Annotated in this window: 17 protein-coding genes; 4 read left to right on the top strand and 13 right to left on the bottom strand. The window is 70.0% G+C overall.

Annotated features, from left to right (window positions below; translation table 11 throughout):
* Positions 1-96: 96 nt before the first annotated feature.
* Both pafA and ACIF80_RS20285 read right to left on the bottom strand, forming a co-directional pair.
* Complete coding sequence (gene pafA / locus ACIF80_RS20290; RefSeq protein ID WP_055596754.1) at positions 97-1458, bottom strand: Pup--protein ligase; 1362 nt, start codon at positions 1456-1458, stop codon at positions 97-99.
* Between the two features lie 9 nt (positions 1459-1467).
* Complete coding sequence (locus ACIF80_RS20285) at positions 1468-2727, bottom strand: MFS transporter (protein ID WP_399806378.1); 1260 nt, start codon at positions 2725-2727, stop codon at positions 1468-1470.
* Positions 2728-2857: 130 nt separating this feature from the next.
* Here ACIF80_RS20285 and ACIF80_RS20280 point away from each other — a divergent pair, with 130 nt between their 5' ends.
* Positions 2858-3874: a LacI family DNA-binding transcriptional regulator gene (locus tag ACIF80_RS20280; RefSeq protein WP_399806376.1), complete on the top strand. Its 1017-nt coding sequence runs from the start codon at positions 2858-2860 to the stop codon at positions 3872-3874.
* A gap of 98 nt (positions 3875-3972) precedes the next feature.
* On the opposite strand, the gene prcA is transcribed toward ACIF80_RS20280, so the two are convergent.
* The 6 genes from prcA to arc form a co-directional block, all read right to left on the bottom strand.
* Complete coding sequence (gene prcA, locus ACIF80_RS20275; RefSeq protein ID WP_399806374.1) at positions 3973-4776, bottom strand: proteasome subunit alpha; 804 nt, start codon at positions 4774-4776, stop codon at positions 3973-3975.
* A 75-nt stretch (positions 4777-4851) separates the two neighbouring features.
* Entirely contained in the window at positions 4852-5697 is an 846-nt protein-coding gene (gene prcB / locus ACIF80_RS20270) for a proteasome subunit beta (protein ID WP_399806372.1), read from the bottom strand.
* Positions 5649-5882 carry an endonuclease VII domain-containing protein gene (locus tag ACIF80_RS20265; RefSeq protein ID WP_399806863.1) on the bottom strand — a complete coding sequence of 78 codons (234 nt, stop codon included), beginning with the start codon at positions 5880-5882 and terminating at the stop codon, positions 5649-5651. The genes prcB and ACIF80_RS20265 overlap by 49 nt, the downstream gene beginning before the upstream one ends.
* A gap of 402 nt (positions 5883-6284) precedes the next feature.
* Positions 6285-6500 (bottom strand): ubiquitin-like protein Pup, encoded by a 216-nt coding sequence (locus tag ACIF80_RS20260; RefSeq protein ID WP_055571807.1) that lies wholly within the window; start codon positions 6498-6500, stop codon positions 6285-6287.
* Positions 6501-6656: 156 nt separating this feature from the next.
* Entirely contained in the window at positions 6657-8168 is a 1512-nt protein-coding gene (gene dop / locus ACIF80_RS20255; RefSeq protein ID WP_399806370.1) for a depupylase/deamidase Dop, read from the bottom strand.
* A 236-nt stretch (positions 8169-8404) separates the two neighbouring features.
* A complete protein-coding gene (arc, locus tag ACIF80_RS20250) occupies positions 8405-10171 on the bottom strand; it encodes a proteasome ATPase (protein ID WP_399806368.1) in 1767 nt (588 codons plus the stop codon).
* 261 nt (positions 10172-10432) lie between these two features.
* Here arc and ACIF80_RS20245 point away from each other — a divergent pair, with 261 nt between their 5' ends.
* Complete coding sequence (locus ACIF80_RS20245; protein ID WP_399806366.1) at positions 10433-10738, top strand: ferredoxin; 306 nt, start codon at positions 10433-10435, stop codon at positions 10736-10738.
* Positions 10739-10862: 124 nt separating this feature from the next.
* Here the strand turns inward: ACIF80_RS20245 and ACIF80_RS20240 are convergent, their stop codons facing one another.
* From ACIF80_RS20240 to ACIF80_RS20230, 3 genes are all read right to left on the bottom strand, one after another.
* Entirely contained in the window at positions 10863-11441 is a 579-nt protein-coding gene (locus tag ACIF80_RS20240; RefSeq protein ID WP_399806364.1) for a hypothetical protein, read from the bottom strand.
* A gap of 220 nt (positions 11442-11661) precedes the next feature.
* A complete protein-coding gene (locus tag ACIF80_RS20235) occupies positions 11662-12564 on the bottom strand; it encodes a tRNA (adenine-N1)-methyltransferase (protein WP_399806362.1) in 903 nt (300 codons plus the stop codon).
* Positions 12565-12650: 86 nt separating this feature from the next.
* Positions 12651-14387: a site-2 protease family protein gene (locus ACIF80_RS20230; RefSeq protein WP_399806360.1), complete on the bottom strand. Its 1737-nt coding sequence runs from the start codon at positions 14385-14387 to the stop codon at positions 12651-12653.
* Positions 14388-14597: 210 nt separating this feature from the next.
* Between ACIF80_RS20230 and ACIF80_RS20225 the strand changes: the two genes are divergently transcribed.
* On the top strand, positions 14598-15560 hold the full coding sequence (locus ACIF80_RS20225) for a RecB family exonuclease (protein WP_399806358.1): 963 nt from the start codon (positions 14598-14600) through the stop codon (positions 15558-15560).
* 69 nt (positions 15561-15629) lie between these two features.
* Complete coding sequence (locus tag ACIF80_RS20220; RefSeq protein WP_386400067.1) at positions 15630-16301, top strand: response regulator; 672 nt, start codon at positions 15630-15632, stop codon at positions 16299-16301.
* Positions 16302-16437: 136 nt separating this feature from the next.
* Here ACIF80_RS20220 and ACIF80_RS20215 read toward each other — a convergent pair whose 3' ends face one another.
* On the bottom strand, positions 16438-18042 hold the full coding sequence (locus ACIF80_RS20215) for an ABC transporter substrate-binding protein (protein ID WP_399806355.1): 1605 nt from the start codon (positions 18040-18042) through the stop codon (positions 16438-16440).
* Between the two features lie 444 nt (positions 18043-18486).
* Positions 18487-19227 (bottom strand): HAD family hydrolase, encoded by a 741-nt coding sequence (locus tag ACIF80_RS20210; protein WP_399806353.1) that lies wholly within the window; start codon positions 19225-19227, stop codon positions 18487-18489.
* Positions 19228-19342 lie beyond the last annotated feature (115 nt).

The raw sequence follows: 19342 nt of genomic DNA, 5'->3' as shown, positions 1-19342 counted from the left end.
CGCGCAACTCTACGGCGTGAGAAGGGCGCCGCACTGAGTAACGTACGGCGCCCGTGTGGCGTTCCGCGGTTCGGGAGAACCGCGGAACAACACGTCTCACATGCCGGCGATCAGCTTCTCCACCCGCTCGTCCACCGACCGGAACGGGTCCTTGCACAACACCGTCCGCTGCGCCTGGTCGTTGAGCTTGAGGTGCACCCAGTCGACGGTGAAGTCCCGCCGCTGCTCCTGCGCCCGGCGGATGAAGTCACCGCGCAGCCGCGCCCGGGTGGTCTGCGGCGGAACGGACTTGCCCTCGAAGATCTTCATGTCGTTGCAGATCCGGGCGGCCTGCCCCCTCTTCTCCAGCAGGTAGTACAGACCACGACGGCGGTGGATGTCGTGGTAGGCGAGGTCTATCTGCGCGACCCGCGGATGCGACATGGTCATGTTGTGCTTGGCCCGGTACCGCTCGATGAGCTTGTACTTCATCACCCAGTCGATCTCGGTGCCGATGCGGTCGAGGTCCTCGGCCTCGATCGCGTCCAGCGTGCGGCCCCACAGCTCGAGCACCTGCTCGACCGTGCCGGTGCGGATGCCGCGGCGCTCGCAGAAGTCCACCGCCTTCTCGTAGTACTCGCGCTGCACCTCCAGGGCGGAGGCCTCACGGCCGCTCGCCAGGCGGACCTTGCGGCGGCCCGTGATGTCGTGGCTCACCTCACGGATCGCCCGGATCGGGTTCTCCAGCGTGAGGTCACGCATCACCGTGCCCGCCTCGATCATGCGCAGCACCAGATCGGTGGCGCCGACCTTCAGCAGCATGGTCGTCTCGGACATGTTCGAGTCGCCGACGATGACGTGGAGCCGGCGGTACCGCTCGGCGTCCGCGTGCGGCTCGTCGCGCGTGTTGATGATCGGCCGGGACCGGGTCGTCGCCGAGGAGACGCCCTCCCAGATGTGCTCGGCCCGCTGGCTGACGCAGTACACCGCGCCACGCGGCGTCTGCAGCACCTTCCCGGCGCCGCACAGCAGCTGGCGGGTCACCAGGAACGGGATGAGGATGTCAGCGAGCCGCGAGAACTCTCCGTGCCGGGCCACCAGATAGTTCTCGTGACACCCGTACGAGTTACCCGCCGAGTCGGTGTTGTTCTTGAACAGGTAGACGTCGCCCGCGATTCCTTCCTCGTGCAGGCGTCGTTCGGCGTCCACCAGGAGTCCTTCGAGAATGCGCTCCCCGGCCTTGTCGTGGGTGACCAGCTCGGTCACGTTGTCGCATTCGGGTGTGGCGTATTCCGGATGCGAACCCACGTCGAGATAAAGGCGGGCGCCGTTGCGCAGAAAGACGTTACTACTGCGGCCCCATGACACGACACGGCGGAAGAGGTACCGCGCCACCTCGTCAGGAGACAGGCGGCGCTGTCCCCTGAACGTGCACGTGACGCCGTACTCGTTCTCCAGCCCGAAAATGCGGCGGTCCATGACTGAACATTACGCCCGATCCCCTGAACCCAAACGAGGTTCGAGGGCACGGTTCGGATCATTTTCCGAACCGGCCGCAACCACGGCCCCGCCTACGGGAACCACCAATACCCTTCCGGTGCACATCAAAACCAGCAAAGCCACGCCGCCCGCGACCGCCGGTATCGCGAAAGCCCCCTGCGCGCCGCCCGCCTCGACCACCGGCCCGGCCAGGCCCGTTCCCACCGAAGCACCCACGGTGAACGTCGTCACCAGCCACGAGAACGCCTCCGTGACCGTCCCGGCCGGCGCGTGCCGGTCCACCAGCACGAAGGCACACGCGATCACCGGGGCCAGGAACACGCCGGCGACCACCGCGAGCAGGGTCATCGCCACCGGCCCGGGCATCAGCGTCAGCGGCAGGTAACACACCGCCAGGAAGGCCACCAGCACCTGCAGTCGCCGCGCGGGCTCCCCCGCCCACTGCCGCGCCCCGTACGCCATGCCGCCGACGAGCGCGCCGAGCCCCAGGCCCGCCATCAGCCAGCCGTACACATGAGCGCCGCCGTGTTCGTCCCCGTAGGGCACCGAGGCCACCGTGATGGACCCCAGCGCGATGCCGACGAACAGGAAGGCGCCCAGCAGCGCCAGCAGTCCCGGCGAGCGCAGCGCACCCAGCCAGTGCGCCTCGCGCGGCGCCGACCGCCACGTGCGCGAAGGCGCCGAGACCACCACGGACAGCGCGCCCAGCACTCCCAGCCCGTTCAGCACCAGCAGGGCGACCTGGGGCGACCACACCGACACGCACACCGTCACGAGCAGCGGCCCGACGGTGAACATCACCTCCTGCGCCACCGCGTCCATCGCGTACGCCCGGTGCACCTGGTCCTCGCGGTGCAGCACCGAGGACCACAGGGCCCGCAGCCCGCCCTCCAGCGGCGGCGTGAACAGTCCCGCGGCGGCCACCGCCGCATACGCCGCGGCCCGCGGTTCGATCCCCACGAACGCGAAGACCGCCATCGCCAGCGCCGACAGCACCGCGGCCGGCAACTGGACCCGCGGCTGGCCCCGCAGGTCCACGAGCCGCCCCAGCACCGGCTGCCCGACCGCGTTGGCCACGCCGTACACCGCCGCCAGGGCACCGGCCAGACTGTACGAACCGCCCTCCGCGCGGACGAACAGCACGATCGCGATGGCCGCGGTCCCGTTGGGCAGCCGGCCCACCAGCGTGCCCACCAGCAGCCGGGCCGCGTGCCGCGCCCGGAGGATCTCCAGGTATCCCGTGGCCATGCAACGCCCTCCAGTCTCCCGCCGGTGCCCCTCGGAACCTCGACGTTGTACGTATAACCTCGGTCTCCATACGTACCATGTCCGCTGTTCGCCAGTCCAGACGGAGTCCAGTCGAAGGAGCGGTCCCACGGTGGCCCGAGCCCAGACCCGCCCCACCAGCCGGGACGTCGCGCAGGCCGCCGGCGTCTCCCAGGCCGCCGTCTCCCTCGTCATGGGCGACAAATGGCGCGGCCGCGTCTCCGAGACCACGGCACAGCGCGTACGCGAGGCGGCGCACACCCTCGGCTACCGCCCGAACCTGGCCGCCCGCAACCTGCGCCTCGGCCACACCCGCACGGTGCTCCTGGTCGTCCCCGCCCTCACCACCGAGTTCTTCGCCGGCGTCTACACCGGGGCCGCGCGCGTCGCCGCCCAGCACGGCTTCGGCGTCGTCCTCTACCCCTCCCCCGAGGGCATCGGCCCCGCCCGCAACCCCTTCGCCTCCGGGCAGGCCGCCCTCGACGGCGTCATCGCGTCCTCCATGGCCGCGGACGCCCTCACCGCGATCCGCGGCGACCAGCTCCCCCTGGTCATGCTCGACAGCGACCCCCGGAGCACCCTGGGCGCCGCGACGGTCAACCTCGACATCGCCGACGGCGTCCGCCGGATCGCCCGTCATCTCCTGGACCTGGGCCACCGCGACATCCTCCACCTGGCGGCGGACGTCCCCTCCTGGACCTTCGACGTACGCGCCCGCGAACTGGCCACCCGGCTGGCCGCGGTCCCCGGCACGACCCTGCGCACCGCCCGTTCGCCCATCTCCATCCAGGGCGCCGTCACCGCCGCCCACACCGCCCTGGCCGCCCCCGGCCGCCCCACCGCCGTCGTCTGCGACGACGACCAGCTCGCGGCCGGCACCTACAAGGCAGCCCGCCGGCTCGGCCTGCGCGTCCCCGACGACCTCTCCGTCACCGGCCTCGACGACCTGGCCCTCGCCACGGCCCTCGACCCGGAACTCACCACGGTCCGCCTCGACGCGGAGCTCTTCGGCGAACGCGGCATGCAGGCCCTCCTCGCGGTCCTCGACCACCGCACCCCCGAAGCCGGCGACATCCCCGTCCACCTGGTGATCCGGGAATCGACGGCCCCGCCCGCCCCCCGCCCCTGACGCACCGGTGGGGGCGTCCGCCCGCACCGCGGACGCACACCCCCACCGGGCCGTACAGGCCCACCGCCCCACCCGAACGGGACGGGTACCGGCCGGTTCTACTCCTTGCCCCCCGGCGTGCCCTCGGACGGGCCCCCGGACGCGCCTGAGGCCTCGTCCTCCGCCTCCACATCGGCCTCCGCCTCGGACGCCGTCTCCGCACCGTCGGCCGCGAGCAGTCGCGCCAGCTGCCGCCCGGTGATGCGCTTGAACTTCCGCTGCTGCGGCCGCGTACGGTCCAGCACCGCCACCTCCAGCCGCTCCGCGGGAATCTCCCGCTCACTGCCGTTGGTGTCCCGCGACAGCGACTGCACCGCAAGCGCCAGCGCCTCGGCCAGCGTCATGCCGTCCCGGTGCCGCTGGTCCAGATAGCCGCTGATCTGCTCCGCGTTGCCCCCCACCGCCACCGAGCCGTGCTCGTCGACGATGGAACCGTCGTGCGGCAGCCGGTAGATCTGGTCGCCCTCCGGGGTCTCGCCGACCTCGGCCACCACCAGCTCCACCTCGTACGGCTTCTCCGCCGCACTCGAGAAGATCGTGCCCAGGGTCTGCGCGTACACGTTCGCCAGGCCCCGGGCGGTCACGTCGTCCCGGTCGTAGGTGTAACCCCGCAGATCGGCGTAGCGCACCCCGCCGATCCGCAGGTTCTCGTACTCGTTGTACTTGCCGGCGGCGGCGAAGCCGATCCGGTCGTAGATCTCGCTGAACTTGTGCAGCGCGCGGGACGGGTTCTCGCCGACGAACACGATGCCGTCGGCGTACTGCAGCACGACCAGGCTGCGGCCGCGCGCGATCCCTTTGCGGGCGTATTCCGCCCGGTCGGCCATCGCCTGCTGGGGTGAGACATAGAACGGCGTCGACACGGGTCAACCGTCCCTTTCTGTCGAAGTCACTGGATGGAGGCTGGGTGAAGGACCGTCACCGACGAACCGCGTGCCCTACAGCAGCGCGGCACGCGGACCGTCCGGCTGCTCCAGCCGCCGCTCCAGCACCGACCGGGCGACCTCGGACGCCTCGTCCTCGGTGAGCCGGCGGAAGCCGTCCTCGGTGATCACCGTGACGATCGGGTAGATCCGGCGGGCGACGTCGGGACCGCCGGTCGCCGAGTCGTCGTCCGCGGCGTCGTACAGGGCCTGCACCACCAGGGTGGTCGCCTCGGACTCGCTCAGATCACCCCGGAAGAGCTTCTTCATGGCACTGCGCGCGAAGACCGACCCGGAACCGGTGGCCGCGTACCCCTGCTCCTCCGAACGCCCGCCCGTGACGTCGTAGGAGAAGATCCGCCCCTTCTCCCGGTCCACGTCGTACCCCGCGAACAGCGGGACCACGGCCAGGCCCTGCATCGCCATCCCGAGGTTGGACCGGATCATGGTCGACAGCCGGTTCGCCTTGCCCTCCAGGGACAGCTGCGCGCCCTCGACCTTCTCGAAGTGCTCCAGCTCCAGCTGGAACAGCTTCACCATCTCCACGGCGAGCCCCGCCGTGCCGGCGATGCCCACCGCCGAGTACTCGTCCGCGGGGAACACCTTCTCGATGTCCCGCTGGGCGATGACATTGCCCATGGTGGCCCGGCGGTCACCGGCGAGCACGACACCGCCGGGGAAGCTCGCGGCGACGATCGTGGTCCCGTGCGGCGCCTCGATCACGCCCTGAATGGGCGGCAGTTGCCGCTTCCCGGGGAGCATCTCCGGCTGATGCTCCGACAGGAAGTCCATGAAGGACGACGACCCGGGAGTCAGGAAGGCAGCCGGTAGACGCCCGGTGCTACGAGTGTTGGCTTCCACGCGATTCCTTCCACGTAAGCGGCAGCCCGCCTTATGGCATCGGGCCGGTCCTTGAACTGCCCCAGCGCGGCGTTGCAGCTGAAGCACAGTACGCCACGGACCCTACCCGTCCTGTGGCAGTGATCCACATGTGCGGCCGGGGCGGCAGGACAAATGCAACAGAGACCGTGCTGCTCCGCGACCATCGCGTCCAGCTCCGCGGGAGCGAGCCCGTACGTGCGCTTGGAACAGCTGATCCGGTTCCGCTCCGCCCGGCAGTCGCGGCAGTAGCTCGACCAGCCGTCCGGGGAGGAACTGTTTCGTTCCCACTCGGTATGCGGCTTCACGGCTTCGCACTGCGGGCACCGCTGGTGACCCGACGGCACCGAAACCTTCTCGCGAACTTTCTTCCCCTTGGCCTCCTGGCGCTGCCTGTAGCACTCGGCAGAGCACTCCCGGCAGTACGCCTGGAGGCCGTCGGGCATGGACTTGTTACTGGCGAAGGCCGATCGCGGAAAACGTGGCTCGCAGCGCGAGCAGCGCTTCGCCCCGGAGGCTCGCACCACCCAGAACTCCCCACCCACCTTCGGTTCGAAGGGGTGTGGCGCCTACTGCCCACCCTTCTGAACGAAGGACCTCACGAAATCCTCTGCATTGGCCTCGAGTACGTCATCGATCTCGTCGAGGACGTCGTCCACGTCGTCGCTCAGCTGCTCCTGGCGCTCCTTGAGGTCTTCGGATGCCTGCGCCTCGGGCGCTTCCTCGACCTCCTCGGTGGAACGCGTCGCCTTCTGCTGTCCGCCGCCGGTGTCCTTGGTCGCCATAACCCCTCACCCCGCTCGGTTCGACGTTCTTGATCAGACCCTACAAGCAGGATCCGACATGGGCCCCGCAGTTCCTCCAACGTACGGGGGCCACCTCGATGATTCCCTTTCGCCGGACTTTCCACCCTGTCCGGCGGCCCGGTCGTGCGTGCCGGCTCAGTTGCCGGACAACACCCTGACCAGGTCTTCTGCCGTTCGGCAGCGGTCCAGGAGCTCCTTGACATGATTACGCGTTCCGCGAAGTGGTTCCAGGGTTGGGACCCTCTGGAGCGAGTCCCTGCCCGGCAGATCGAAGATCACCGAGTCCCAGGAGGCCGCCGCGACGTCGTCCGCGTACTGCTCCAGGCAGCGTCCGCGGAAGTAGGCGCGGGTGTCCTCCGGCGGCTTCGTCCGGGCCCGCTCGACCTCCGTCTCGTCCAGCAGCCGCTTGATGCTGCCGCGGGCGACGAGACGGTTGTAGAGCCCCTTGTCGGGCCGTACGTCGGCGTACTGGAGGTCGACGAGGTGCAGCCGGGCGGCGTCCCAGTCCAGGTCGTCCCTGCGCCGGTAGCCCTCCATGACCTGCCGCTTGGCGACCCAGTCCAGCTCGCCGGCCAGGCTCATGGGGTCGTTCTCCAGGCGGTTGAGGGTGTCCTCCCAGCGGGACAGGACGTCCTTGGTCTGGTCGTCGGCGTCGGCTCCGTACCGTTCCTCGACGTACTTGCGGGCGAGTTCGTAGTACTCCATCTGGAGCTGGACGGCGGTGAGCGTACGGCCGCTGCGGAGCGTGACCAGCCGCTTCAGGGTGGGGTCGTGCGAGACCTGGTGCAGCGTCCGTACGGGCTGGTCGACCGCGAGGTCCACGGCGATGAAGCCGTCCTCGATCATCGACAGCACGAGCGCGGTCGTGCCGAGCTTCAGGTAGGTCGAGATCTCGGACAGGTTCGCGTCACCGATGATCACATGGAGCCGGCGGTGCTTCTCGGCGTCGGCGTGGGGTTCGTCGCGGGTGTTGATGATGGGGCGCTTCAGTGTGGTCTCGAGACCGACCTCGACCTCGAAGTAGTCCGCGCGCTGGCTGAGCTGGAAGCCGTGCTCACGGCCGTCCTGGCCGATGCCGACGCGCCCTGCGCCGGTGAAGACCTGGCGCGAGACGAAGAACGGGGTGAGGTGGCGGACGATGTCCGAGAAGGGCGTCTCCCGCTTCATCAGGTAGTTCTCGTGGGTGCCGTAGGAGGCGCCCTTGTTGTCGGTGTTGTTCTTGTACAGGTGGATGGGCTGCGCGCCCGGGAGCGCGGCGGCCCGTTCCGCGGCCTCGGCCATGATGCGCTCGCCGGCCTTGTCCCAGAGGACGGCGTCGCGGGGGTTGGTGACCTCGGGGGCGCTGTATTCGGGGTGTGCGTGGTCGACGTAGAGGCGCGCGCCGTTGGTGAGGATGACGTTGGCGAGGCCGATGTCCTCGTCGGTGAGCTGGCTGGAGTCGGCGGCCTCGCGGGCGAGGTCGAAGCCTCGCGCGTCTCGTAGCGGGTTCTCCTCCTCGAAGTCCCAGCGGGCTCGGCGGGCCCGGTGCATCGCCGCCGCGTAGGCGTTCACGATCTGGGACGAGGTGAGCATGGCATTGGCGTTGGGGTGGCCGGGGACGGAGATCCCGTACTCCGTCTCGATGCCCATTACTCGCCGTACGGTCATGCGGCCCTCCTTGCCCGGCGGCGCCCCCGGTCGGGGGCGCTGCTCAAGTACCGCTGGCGCTCCGGTGCGTGTGCGGTGCCCGTCCCCGCACTGTGCGACTCGGCGGTACCCAAGAGCCTAGAACGCCTTTGCGCTGGTGGGGAGATCATTTGCGTCATTGCTGTGTTCCGGTGGTGACTGCAGAAAACAGTCGGCTGCGGGTACCCCGTCGAGGGCACCCGCAGCCGCCCTGTCTTTTACAGGTACTGACCGGTGTTCGCCACCGTGTCGATGGAGCGTCCGGTGTCCGAGCCCTGCTTTCCGGTGATGAGGGTGCGGATGTAAACGATCCGCTCGCCCTTCTTTCCGGAGATCCGGGCCCAGTCGTCGGGGTTGGTGGTGTTGGGCAGGTCCTCGTTCTCCTTGAACTCGTCCACGCATGCCTGGAGGAGATGGGAGACGCGGAGGCCCTTCTGGGTCTTTTCGAGGAAGTCCTTGATCGCCATTTTCTTGGCGCGGCCGACGATGTTCTCGATCATGGCGCCGGAGTTGAAGTCCTTGAAATAGAGGACTTCCTTGTCTCCGTTGGCGTAGGTGACTTCCAGGAAGCGGTTTTCCTCGGTTTCGGCGTACATGTGTTCCACGGCGGTCTGGATCATGCTCTGGACCGTCGTGTCCCGGTCGCCGCCGTGCTCGGCGAGGTCGTCGCCGTGCAGCGGGAGGCGCGGGGTGAGGTACTTGCCGAAGATGTCCTTGGCCGCTTCGGCGTCCGGACGTTCGATCTTGATCTTCACGTCGAGCCGGCCGGGCCGCAGGATGGCGGGGTCGATCATGTCCTCACGGTTGGAGGCACCGATCACGACCACGTTCTGCAGGCCCTCCACGCCGTCGATCTCGGCGAGGAGCTGCGGGACGATCGTGTTCTCCACGTCGGAGCTGACGCCGGAGCCACGGGTGCGGAAGAGGGACTCCATCTCGTCGAAGAAGACGATGACGGGGGTGCCCTCGCTGGCCTTCTCGCGGGCCCGCTGGAAGACCAGGCGGATCTGCCGCTCGGTCTCGCCGACGTACTTGTTGAGGAGCTCGGGGCCCTTGATGTTGAGGAAGAAGCTCTTGCCGGCGGCCACTCCGGTCACTTCCGCGACCTTCTTCGCCAGCGAGTTCGCCACGGCCTTGGCGATGAGCGTCTTGCCGCATCCGGGAGGGCCGTAGAGCAGGACGCCCTTGGGCGGACGCAGTTCGTGCTCCTTGAACAGGTCCGGGTAGAGGTAGGGCAGCTCGACGGCGTCCCGGATGGCTTCGATCTGGTTGCCGAGGCCGCCGATCTGCTCGTAGCCGATGTCGGGGACTTCTTCGAGGACGAGTTCCTCGACCTCGCTCTTGGGGACGACCTCGTAGACGTACCCGGAGCGGGATTCGAGCAGGAGCGCGTCGCCCGGGCGGATGGTGATGCCCAGCAGGGGCTCGGCGAGCCGGACCACGCGTTCCTCGTCGGTGTGACCGAGGACGAGTGCCCGTTCGCCGTCCTCGAGGATCTCCTTGAGGGTGACGATGTCGCCGACGCGCTCGAACTCCATGGCCTCGACCACGTTGAGCGCTTCGTTGAGCATCACTTCCTGGCCACGCCGGAGCTCTTCGAGGTCGACGCCGGGACTCACGTTCACCCGGAGCTTTCTGCCGCCGGTGAAGATGTCGGCGGTGCCGTCCTCGTTCGCCACGAGGAACACTCCGAAGCCGGCCGGGGGCTGTGCGAGCCGGTCGACCTCCTCCTTGAGGGCCACGATCTGGTCGCGGGCCTCGCGGAGCGTGCCGGCGAGTCGTTCGTTCTGGGCGGACACGCCGGCCAGGTTGGTCTGCAGCTCGACGATCCGCTCTTCGAGAATCCTCGTGTGTCGCGGAGAGTCGGCGAGCTTGCGGCGCAGGACGGCGATCTCCTGCTCAAGGTAGGCAATCTGCCCGGCCGGGTCCTCGGACCCGCGTCCCGGGCGGATGCCGCGGTTCATGTCGTCGTCGTGGGCTGCCACGGTCCTCACCTCCTCCAAGGGGAGCTGGACGCTTCCAGACCCTACCTGGGCGGGTGTCGATTGAAACCCCTAGATCACAAAGACGGTCGGGGTGTGTCCGATCTTCACCCTTGCGCTCTCCCTCACGCCAGGGGAATACCCACCGAGGGTGACGGGAATCCCGGCGAAGGTAGGGTCGATGTGTTCAACACCCGTCGGAGCTGGCCGGATTCCCGCTCGGTTCCAGGCGGGAGACCGGAATACGGGGAGACGGCGGGAGAGATGAGCGTGCAGCAGGAGGCCGGAGTCGAGGGCGAGGCCCTGGAGGTCTGGATCGACCAGGACCTGTGTACCGGCGACGGCATCTGCGCGCAGTACGCGCCCGAGGTGTTCGAGCTGGACATCGACGGGCTGGCGTACGTGAAGGGCTCGGACGACGAGTTGTTGCAGGCCACGGGGGCGGCGACGCGTGTGCCGCTGCCGGTCCTCACGGATGTGGTCGATTCCGTGAAGGAGTGTCCGGGCGAATGCATCCATGTCCGTCGCGTGGCGGACGGCGTGGAGGTGTACGGGCCGAACGCGGGGTGACCGGTCCGGTACCGTTCGTCACCGTCGCCCGTTTCCTCGCGCGCTCTCCGGCGCTCCGGAGCGCGCGCGTGGGCGTGCGCCGGGACGTGTGCCCCGAGTTGCGCGAGGGGCGCCCGCGCCGGGTTCACACGCTCCGGGCGCCGGAGGGTTCGGACCGGACGAACACCCCGTCGTCCCAGTGCCACTTCACGCTCTTGCGCACGTCGGGGCAGCAACGGGGCACGTCGGTGGACGAGTAGCCGAGGAGCGCCGCGGTGATCCCGCCGTCGCGCACGGCGAAGTCGTCGACGTTGGTGCGGTCCTCGGGATCGACGAGGGTGGCCACCACACGGGGCGTGTCGGTCCCGGCTGCCCGGGTCAGCACGTACATGCCGTCGGGCGGGGTGCCCATGGAGGCGTCGCAGTGGACGGCCGCCACCGTCTCGGGCCTGCCGTCGCCGTCCAGGTCACCGGCCGCGTGCTTCTTGACCACGACGTCCACCGGGCCGCACTCGAGCGGGAACTCGACGGCCGCCGGGTCGGGGGGTGCCACGTGCACCGGGGCGCTCTTCGTCTCCGGGGCGGGGGGCTGGGCCGCCGTCGCGGCTCTGGGCTGCATCAGGGAGGAGAGCGCCACCACACCTGCGACGGCCGTGGCGGTGGCGACCCAGTGGATCGGGCGGGTATGCGTGTGCGCGAGCTCCGGGACGGCGGGTGACTGCACGAGGAGCGTCTCCTGTGAGAGCTGTGCCGGTGGGGTGGCCAGCATCGTGCCACACGTCACAGTGCGGGGGAACGGCGGGGTGCGGAGTTGTGCTGCAGGGGGCTCCCGCCCTCTGCCGTCCCCTCCCGTCGCGTCAACGGGAGAGCGCCGTGGCGCAGTTCCCGGTGCGGGTGGGGAACTGCGCCACGGCGCTCGTGCGTTGTCGGGGTGGCGGGTCGCGTCAGCGTGCGGTGCCCGCGTCGGCGTTGGGTCCCGAGTAGTCCTCGCCGTAGGCGCCCTTGGCCGGGCGGCGGCGGCGCATGGGGGGTTCCACGCCGTCGGCGAGCCGGCGGGCGGTGAGCAGGAAGCCGGTGTGGCCGATCATCCGGTGGTCCGGGCGGACGGCGAGACCTTCGATGTGCCAGTTGCGGACCATCGATTCCCAGGCGGTCGGTTCGTTGAAGGAGCCGATCTCCCGGATGGATTCGACGGTCCGGGCGAGCTGGGTGGTGGTCGCGACGTAGCAGCAGAGGATGCCGCCGGGGACGAGCGCCTTGGAGACCGCCTCCAGGCATTCCCAGGGGGCGAGCATGTCGAGGATGACGCGGTCGACCTCGGTGTCGGACAGGTTGTCCTGGAGGTCGCCGACGGTGAGCTGCCAGGCGGGGTGCGGGCTGCCGAAGTAGCGCTCCACGTTGGCCTGGGCGATCTCGGCGAAGTCCTCGCGGCGTTCGTAGCTGTGCAGCATGCCCTGGTCGCCGATGGCGCGCAGCAGGAAGCTGCTGAGGGAGCCGGAGCCGACACCGGCCTCCACCACGCGGGCGCCGGGGAAGATGTCGGCGAAGGCGAGGATCTGCCCCGCGTCCTTCGGGTAGACGACGGCTGCCCCGCGGGGCATGGACAGGACGTAGTCGGGGAGCAGGGGGCGCAGCGCGAGGTAGGCGACGTTCCCGGTGGTGCGGACAACGCTGCCCTCGGGTGCGCCGATCAGCTCGTCGTGGGGGAAGGAACCCTTGTGGGTGTGGAAATTCTTCCCGGCCTCGAGCGTGAACGTGTAGTGGCGGCCCTTGGGGTCGGTCAGCTGTACCTGGTCCCCGACCTTGAAGGGCCCACGGCGGCGGGCGGCACCGGTCGGTTCGGACATGTGACCAGCCTACCGGTCCCGGCAGGGGCCGCCGACCACCCGGGGGCCGAGGGCGGGCGTCGGGCAGGACGGCCGTCGGGACGGCGTCAGGCGGGGCGGGCCATGGCCTTGACGAAGGCGCGCTCGACGTCGGCCGCGGACAGGACGCCGTAGATCTCGCCGGTCGTCTCGACGACCAGGTACTCGGTGGCGGGTGCGGCACGCAGGGCTTCCAGGAGCTCCTCCCCCGCGAGCTCGGCGGAGACGCGCATGCCGTCGGTGAGGTCCTGGGCGAGCCCGCTGACCGCGACCCAGGGGCGGCGGTGCTCGGGTACGCCGACGATGGCGGCCTCGCGCACCAGGGACAGCGGGGTGCCGTCGGTGTCGACGACGACGAGGGCGCGGGCTCCGGCGGCGTTGGCACGGCGCAGCGCCTCGGAGAGGGGGGTGTCGGTCTCGACGGGCACCGCGCGGCGGGTCAGGGCGCGGGCGCGCAGTTCCGGCAGGTGCTCGCGCAGGCGGGCCATGCGCAGGCTGTTGCCGGCGCCGGTCCAGATGATCGCCGCGAGGATGGCGGCGAGCAGGGCGTCGAGGACGGTGTCCATGCCGACGCCGTCCGCGGCGTCGGAGCCGAGGGCTCCGGACTGGGTGAGCAGGGGGAGGCCGACCAGGACGGAGATGGCGAGGGCGCGGCCCACCCAGGCGGCGGCGACGGTGCCGCTCATCGGCTTGCCGGTGATCTTCCAGACGACCGCGCGGAGCATGCGTCCGCCGTCGAGGGGGAGGCCGGGCAGGAGGTTGAAGACGGCCACGATGAGGTTGGAGATCATCAGGCCGGCCAGCAGGACGCCGGGCACGGAGCCGGGGTCGACCGCGAGCAGTCCGAGGTAGAACAGGCCGGACAGGACGAGGGAGAGCAGCGGGCCCACGAAGGCGAGCACGAATTCCCGTCCGGGTGTCTCGGCCTCCTTCTCGATCTCGGAGACGCCGCCGAAGAACTGGAGCTGGATGCGGCGCACCGGGAGCTTGAAGCGGAGGGCGGCCAGTGTGTGGGCGAGTTCGTGGACCAGCACCGAGGCGTAGAAGGCGACGGCGAAGAACAGGGAGACCAGGTAGCTGGCGGCGCCGAGCTCGGGCAGCACGCGGTCGATCTGGCCGCCGAAGACCCAGGTGATGAGGATGGCGACGAGGAACCAGCTGGGCGCGACGTAGACGGGCACGCCGAACGGGCGTCCCATCAGCAGTCCGCCGCGCTGCTGCTCCGCCGGGCGCTGCGGCCCTGGTTCCTTGCCGGGTGCCGAGTGGGCGAGGGTGCGGTCGGGGTGGTGGGGGGGCTGGTGCGACGGGTCCGGGGGTGTCGCGGACTCGGAGGGTGCGGGCCGGTGGCCGGCCGAGGTCCCGTCGGGCGAGGGACCGGCCGCACGGGCGCCGGACGGGGTGTCGGTCCCGGCGGAGCCGGTCCCGGCGGAGCCGGTCCCGTGCGGAGTCCTCGGGTCACGGGCCCCGGCGGGTTTCTCCGGTTCCTCCGGCTTCTCCCAGGTCACCGGGGCGGAGGGCCGCTCGGGCATCCCGTTCCGGGGCGGGGTCCCGGCCTCCGCCGGGGCGCCGCCGGTCCGCGGCGGAGCGCTTTCGGAGTCCGGCGGGGTGCGGTCGGCGGCGTGCTCGCCCGGCCGGTCGTCCGAGGGATCGGGGGTGTCCGAGGGGTTCGAGGAGTTCGGGGTGGTTCCGGCCGGGTCGAAGCGGCCTCCGTCCGTGGCGGGTTCGTCCGCCGGGTGCCCTGCGGGGCGCTCGGCCGACTCGTCGTTGCCGGAGCGCGGCTGCCCACGTCCGCCGCTTGCGTCCACCGGTGTCCCCTCGTCGCTGCGTCTCCCGCGCCTGCCGGACGGGAGGGTCTCGAGTCGATGGTATGCGGCCGTCGCCACACGTTTCGCCTCGGCACCCCTCTCCGTTCCCCTCCGTCACCGCGCCTGCTCTCCCTCTCCTTCCCCTTCTCTCCCTCCGGTCACCCCGCCGCGTGCGGTCCCTGTCGGTGCCGGGCCGTAGGGTCTGTGGATATGGAGACGAGCACCGGGGCCGCGGGGCGGTCCGACAGCACGCCGGTGGTGGCGGCGGACGTACCGGTCACGGCCGGGGAGACGGCAGGGGGCGGGGAGGCGGCCGCGGCGGCCGGGGCGCCTGCCGTGCGGCCCGCCGCCCCGCCCGCCTCGCTGTCCCCGTCGCGTGCCAGTGACTTCATGCAGTGTCCGCTGCTGTACCGGTTCCGGGTCATCGACCGGCTGCCGGAGAAGCCGAGCGAGGCGGCGACGCGGGGCACGCTGGTGCACGCGGTACTGGAACGTCTGTTCGACGCCCCGGCCGCCGAGCGCACCGCGCCGCGGGCGAAGGCACTCGTACCGGGGCAGTGGGACCGGCTGCGGGAGACCCGGCCGGAGGTCATGGAGCTGTTCGCCGAGGACCCGGAGGGCGAGCGGCTGGCGCGCTGGCTGGCGGAGGCGGAGCAGCTGGTGGAGCGCTGGTTCAGCCTGGAGGATCCGAGCCGGCTGGAGCCCGCCGAGCGGGAGCTCTTCGTGGAGGCCGAGCTGGATTCCGGGCTGAGGCTGCGCGGGATCATCGACCGGGTGGATGTGGCACCCACCGGTGAGGTGCGGATCGTCGACTACAAGACGGGCAAGGCGCCGCGGCCGGAGTACGCGGAGGGCGCGCTGTTCCAGATGAAGTTCTACGCCCTGGTGGTGTGGCGGCTGAAGCAGGTGATCCCGCGCCGGCTGCAGCTCGTGTACCTGGGCAGCGGCGATGTGCTGACGTACGACCCCGTCCGCGCCGACCTGGAGCGTGTCGAGCACAAGCTGCTGGCGTTGTGGGAGGCGATCCGGGAGGCCACGGAGACGGGCGACTGGCGGCCGCGCCCCACCAAGCTGTGCGGCTGGTGCGACCACCAGGCGCACTGCCCGGAGTTCGGCGGCACTCCCCCGCCGTATCCGCTGCCGGTACGGACCTCCGGGCCCGACGCGGTGTGATGTGCCCCGGACTCCGGCGGGCCGGAGGGCGCAGGGCACAATGAGGGCGGACTAGCGAAGGAGACTTACGTGGCCATCCGCGTCCTACTGGTCGACGACCAGCCGCTGCTGCGCACCGGCTTCCGGATGATTCTGGAGGCCGAGCAGGACATCGCGGTCGTCGGCGAGGCCGGGGACGGCCTCCAGGCCCAGGACCAGGTGCGGGCGCTGCAGCCCGATGTGGTGCTGATGGACATCCGCATGCCGCGGATGGACGGCGTGGAGGCGACCCGGCAGATCACCGGCCCCGAGCGGGACGGCCCGGCGAAGGTCCTGGTGCTGACCACGTTCGATCTCGACGAGTACGTGGTGGAGGCGCTGCGCGCGGGCGCCAGCGGCTTCCTGCTGAAGGACGCCCCGGCCAACGAGCTGGTGCAGGCGATCCGGGTGGTGGCCGCCGGTGAGGCGCTGCTCGCCCCGAGCATCACGCGCCGGCTGCTGGACAAGTACGCCACGCATCTGCCGTCCGGCGACGAGCCGGTGCCGGACACACTGCACACGCTGACCGACCGTGAGGTCGAGGTGCTGAAGCTGGTGGCGCGGGGGCTGTCCAACGCGGAGATCGCCGCGGACCTGTTCGTCAGCGAGACGACGGTCAAGACGCACGTCGGCCACGTCCTGACGAAGCTCGGGCTGCGCGACCGGGTGCAGGCCGCGGTGTACGCGTACGAGAGCGGGCTGGTGCGCCCGGGGGCGCAGTAGCGCCCGCCACCACCCCCGTCCGTCCGGCCGCCCGGCGCCGTTCACGCGGCACGTACACGCACCGAGGGCGCCTCCCGCAAGTCGGGAGGCGCCCTCGGTGCGTGCGGGCCCGGTTCTCCGGGCCCTGCCTACCGGGTCAGTCGCTCACGCCACGGCCCAGCTCCCACAGCTGGAGCGTGGAGGAGGAGTTGAGCAGGTACGCGGTACCGGTGACCGTGTCGTTCGCGGCGACGTACTGCTTGCCCTGCCACAGCGGCAGCACGGGCACGTCCTCGGCAACGATGTCCTGGATCTCGTTCAGGCTGCCGGCGGCGGACAGGCGGTCGGCCTGACGGCGGGACTCCGGGATCAGCTCCTTGCGGATCTCGGCGTTCGCGTACGGCGAGTTGAGGAAGTTGTCCTCGTCCAGGAACGGCGCGATGAACGCGTCGGCGTCCGGGTAGTCGGGGAACCAGCCCATGCCGTAGACGTCGAACTTGCCCTCCTGGCCGTCCGGCCGGAAGGTTTCCCAGGCCGCGCCCTTGATGTCGGTGTCGAACAGGCCGCTGTCGTTGAGCTGCTTGCTGAGCTGCTCGAACTCCGCCTTGGTCGCGGGACCGTAGTGGTCGGTCGTGTAGTGCAGCGTCATCTTCACCGGGGTGGTGATGGCGGCCTTCTCCAGCAGCTGGCGGGCCTTGGCGATGTCGGGGTCGCCGTACTTGTTGAAGAACGCGTTGGAGTGACCGGTGACGGTCGCGGGGACCAGCGAGTACAGCGGCTCGGCCTGGGAGCCGTAGACCTTGGCGACCAGTTCGCTGCGGTTGATGATCTGGGCCATGGCCTGACGGACGGCCTTGGTCTCCACGCTGGGGGCCTCGGTGTTGAAGGCCAGGTAGCGGATCTCCAGACCCGGCGACTCGACGAGGTCGACGGTGTCGTCGGAGTCGTTGCCGAGCGCCGTGATCTGCTCCGGCGACATGCTGCGGGTCATGACGTCGATCTCTTCGCCCTCGAGCGCCTCGCCCATGGCTTCGGCGCTCTCGTAGGAGAGCATCTCGATCCTGTCGTGACCGACCTTCAGGGACCCCTTGTAGGAGGGGTTCTTGACGTAGGTGGCGCGGGTCAGCGCGCCGTCCTCGACCTCGGTCTCGAACGTGTACGGGCCGGAGCCGTCGATGTCGAACCCGTCCCGCAGCTTGTCCTTGTCGTAGGAGCCCTCGGGGACGATGCCGGCGACCGGGGTGGACAGCTTGTACGGGAAGGTGGCGTCCGCCGACTTGAGGTGGAAGATCACCTCGCGGTCGCCCTGCGTCTCGACGGTGTCGATGGTGGACAGCAGCGCGAAGACACCACTGTCGGCCTTGAGCGCCAGGGCGCGGTCGATGGAGTACTTCACATCGGCCGCGGTGATGGGGTCACCGTTCGAGAACTTCAGGCCTTCACGCAGGGTGCAGGTGTACCGCTCGTTGCCGGAGTCGGTGAAACCGCAGCTCTCAGCCGCCTCGGGCACCGGCGCACCGTCTCCGCGCGGCTGGATCAGCAGAGTCTGCACGGTCTGGCGCAGGATGTTCCAGGTACCGACGTCGTAGGCGTACGCCGGGTCGACCGGCGCGGGCTCGTCCTTCGAAGCGGTGAACCGGTCCGTGGTGCCGACGACGATCGCGTCACCGTTGCCGCTCCCGCCATCGGTATCGCCACAGCCGGCGAGTACCGGCGCGAGCAGACCGATCGCGGCCGCCAGCACCAAAGTCTTGCGGTTCATGCTCGAGTTTCTCCAGAGCTGTCGACTCCGTGTATGCGGCATACAGGGGTGTTGCTACCGATCACGGGGATGGGGGCGAGGTTCTCGCGATGAGATTAGTCCGCGCCCGCGGGAAGGTTCGCCGCCACCGGAGTTGGGCCTTCATCACGCAGTGGAACCGGGTGTGAACGCACCGGCGAACGTCGGTGCGGCAGGATTGGTGCAGTGATCCACCAATCAGGACACAAGGGAACGCGAAGGCCTGCCGAAAAGGGGCGGACAACACATGCCGACCCCCCTGTCGAGGCTCCGAAAAGTGTCGAACATCACACGCGAAATCCAGCCCGGGTGGACAGAATTCAACGTTCGGTAGCGGTCCGAATTCCTTCGGGTACTCATCAGGACGACCGGGGCGCGGGTCCTTGGAATTCCAGCCTCTTACACCGGTCTACGCTCGGTGAACGCCTAGCGCATTTCCGTCATCAGGCCGTGCAGAAAGGTCAGGTCGACGGCTTCCAGCGAGGGGACGACGGTCCGCCGGGCGGCCGCCTCGATCGGGGCCACCGAGGGCACCGCCACGACGTGGCATCCCGCGGCCTCGGCGGAAGCGACACCGGTCGCCGTGTCCTCGACGACGGCGCACCGCAGGGGGTCCACACCGAGTCCGGCGGCGGCGGCCAGATACGGGTCGGGGTGCGGCTTGGTGCGCGGGACCTCGTCACCGGCGACCGACAGCGCGAAGTGCTGGGGGCCCAGCGAGGTGAGCACCCGGTCGATGATGCGCCGGTGCGAGGCGGAGACCAGGGCCGTGGGGATGCCGTTCTCGGACAGCTCGGCCAGCAGGCGGGCGGCGCCGGGCATGAGCGGCAGGGCGTCGGCGATACGGGCCTCGAAGCCGTCGTTGAGCAGCACCGCCAGCTCGGCGAGGGGGATGCCGGCGCCGGTCGCCTCGATGAGGAAGCCCGCACTGCGGGTCATGGGGCCGCCGACCACGACATGGCGCCAGGAGTCGTCGAGGGTGTGGCCGAGGGAGGCGAACACCTCGACCTCGACGTCCCACCAGAAGCCCTCGGTGTCGACCAGGGTGCCGTCCATGTCCAGGAATACGGCCTGAAGGGTGGATCCTCCGGCCTTGCGGGACTTGCCCGCCCGGACGGGCCGGGGACTCTGGGAAAGGGTGTCGAGCGCGGGAACCGTACTGGTCATCCACGTACCTCCGTCAAAGGGACGATCAGGCCGGTTCCCACAAAGGGAACCGGCCTGCGGTGGACCGACCAGTGTACGTCGTGCCCGGGGCAACCGCTTCTGGTGATTCACGGGC

The organism is Streptomyces sp. NPDC085927 (assembly GCF_044540975.1).
GTDB classification, from domain to species: Bacteria; Actinomycetota; Actinomycetes; order Streptomycetales; family Streptomycetaceae; genus Streptomyces; species Streptomyces hirsutus.
Note: the sequence above shows the minus strand (reverse complement) of the source record. Positions and strands in the feature narration are given on the sequence as shown.

Coding starts and splice junctions, on each gene's coding strand:
- ACIF80_RS20245 (WP_399806366.1), top strand. CDS start 10,433: ATGAGCGTGCAGCAGGAGGCCGGAGTCGAGGGCGAGGCCCTGGAGGTC.
- ACIF80_RS20235 (WP_399806362.1), bottom strand. CDS start 12,564: ATGTCCGAACCGACCGGTGCCGCCCGCCGCCGTGGGCCCTTCAAGGTC.
- ACIF80_RS20265 (WP_399806863.1), bottom strand. CDS start 5,882: ATGGTCGCGGAGCAGCACGGTCTCTGTTGCATTTGTCCTGCCGCCCCG.
- ACIF80_RS20260 (WP_055571807.1), bottom strand. CDS start 6,500: ATGGCGACCAAGGACACCGGCGGCGGACAGCAGAAGGCGACGCGTTCC.
- dop (WP_399806370.1), bottom strand. CDS start 8,168: ATGACCGTACGGCGAGTAATGGGCATCGAGACGGAGTACGGGATCTCC.
- ACIF80_RS20285 (WP_399806378.1), bottom strand. CDS start 2,727: ATGGCCACGGGATACCTGGAGATCCTCCGGGCGCGGCACGCGGCCCGG.
- ACIF80_RS20210 (WP_399806353.1), bottom strand. CDS start 19,227: ATGACCAGTACGGTTCCCGCGCTCGACACCCTTTCCCAGAGTCCCCGG.
- ACIF80_RS20225 (WP_399806358.1), top strand. CDS start 14,598: ATGGAGACGAGCACCGGGGCCGCGGGGCGGTCCGACAGCACGCCGGTG.
- pafA (WP_055596754.1), bottom strand. CDS start 1,458: ATGGACCGCCGCATTTTCGGGCTGGAGAACGAGTACGGCGTCACGTGC.
- ACIF80_RS20215 (WP_399806355.1), bottom strand. CDS start 18,042: ATGAACCGCAAGACTTTGGTGCTGGCGGCCGCGATCGGTCTGCTCGCG.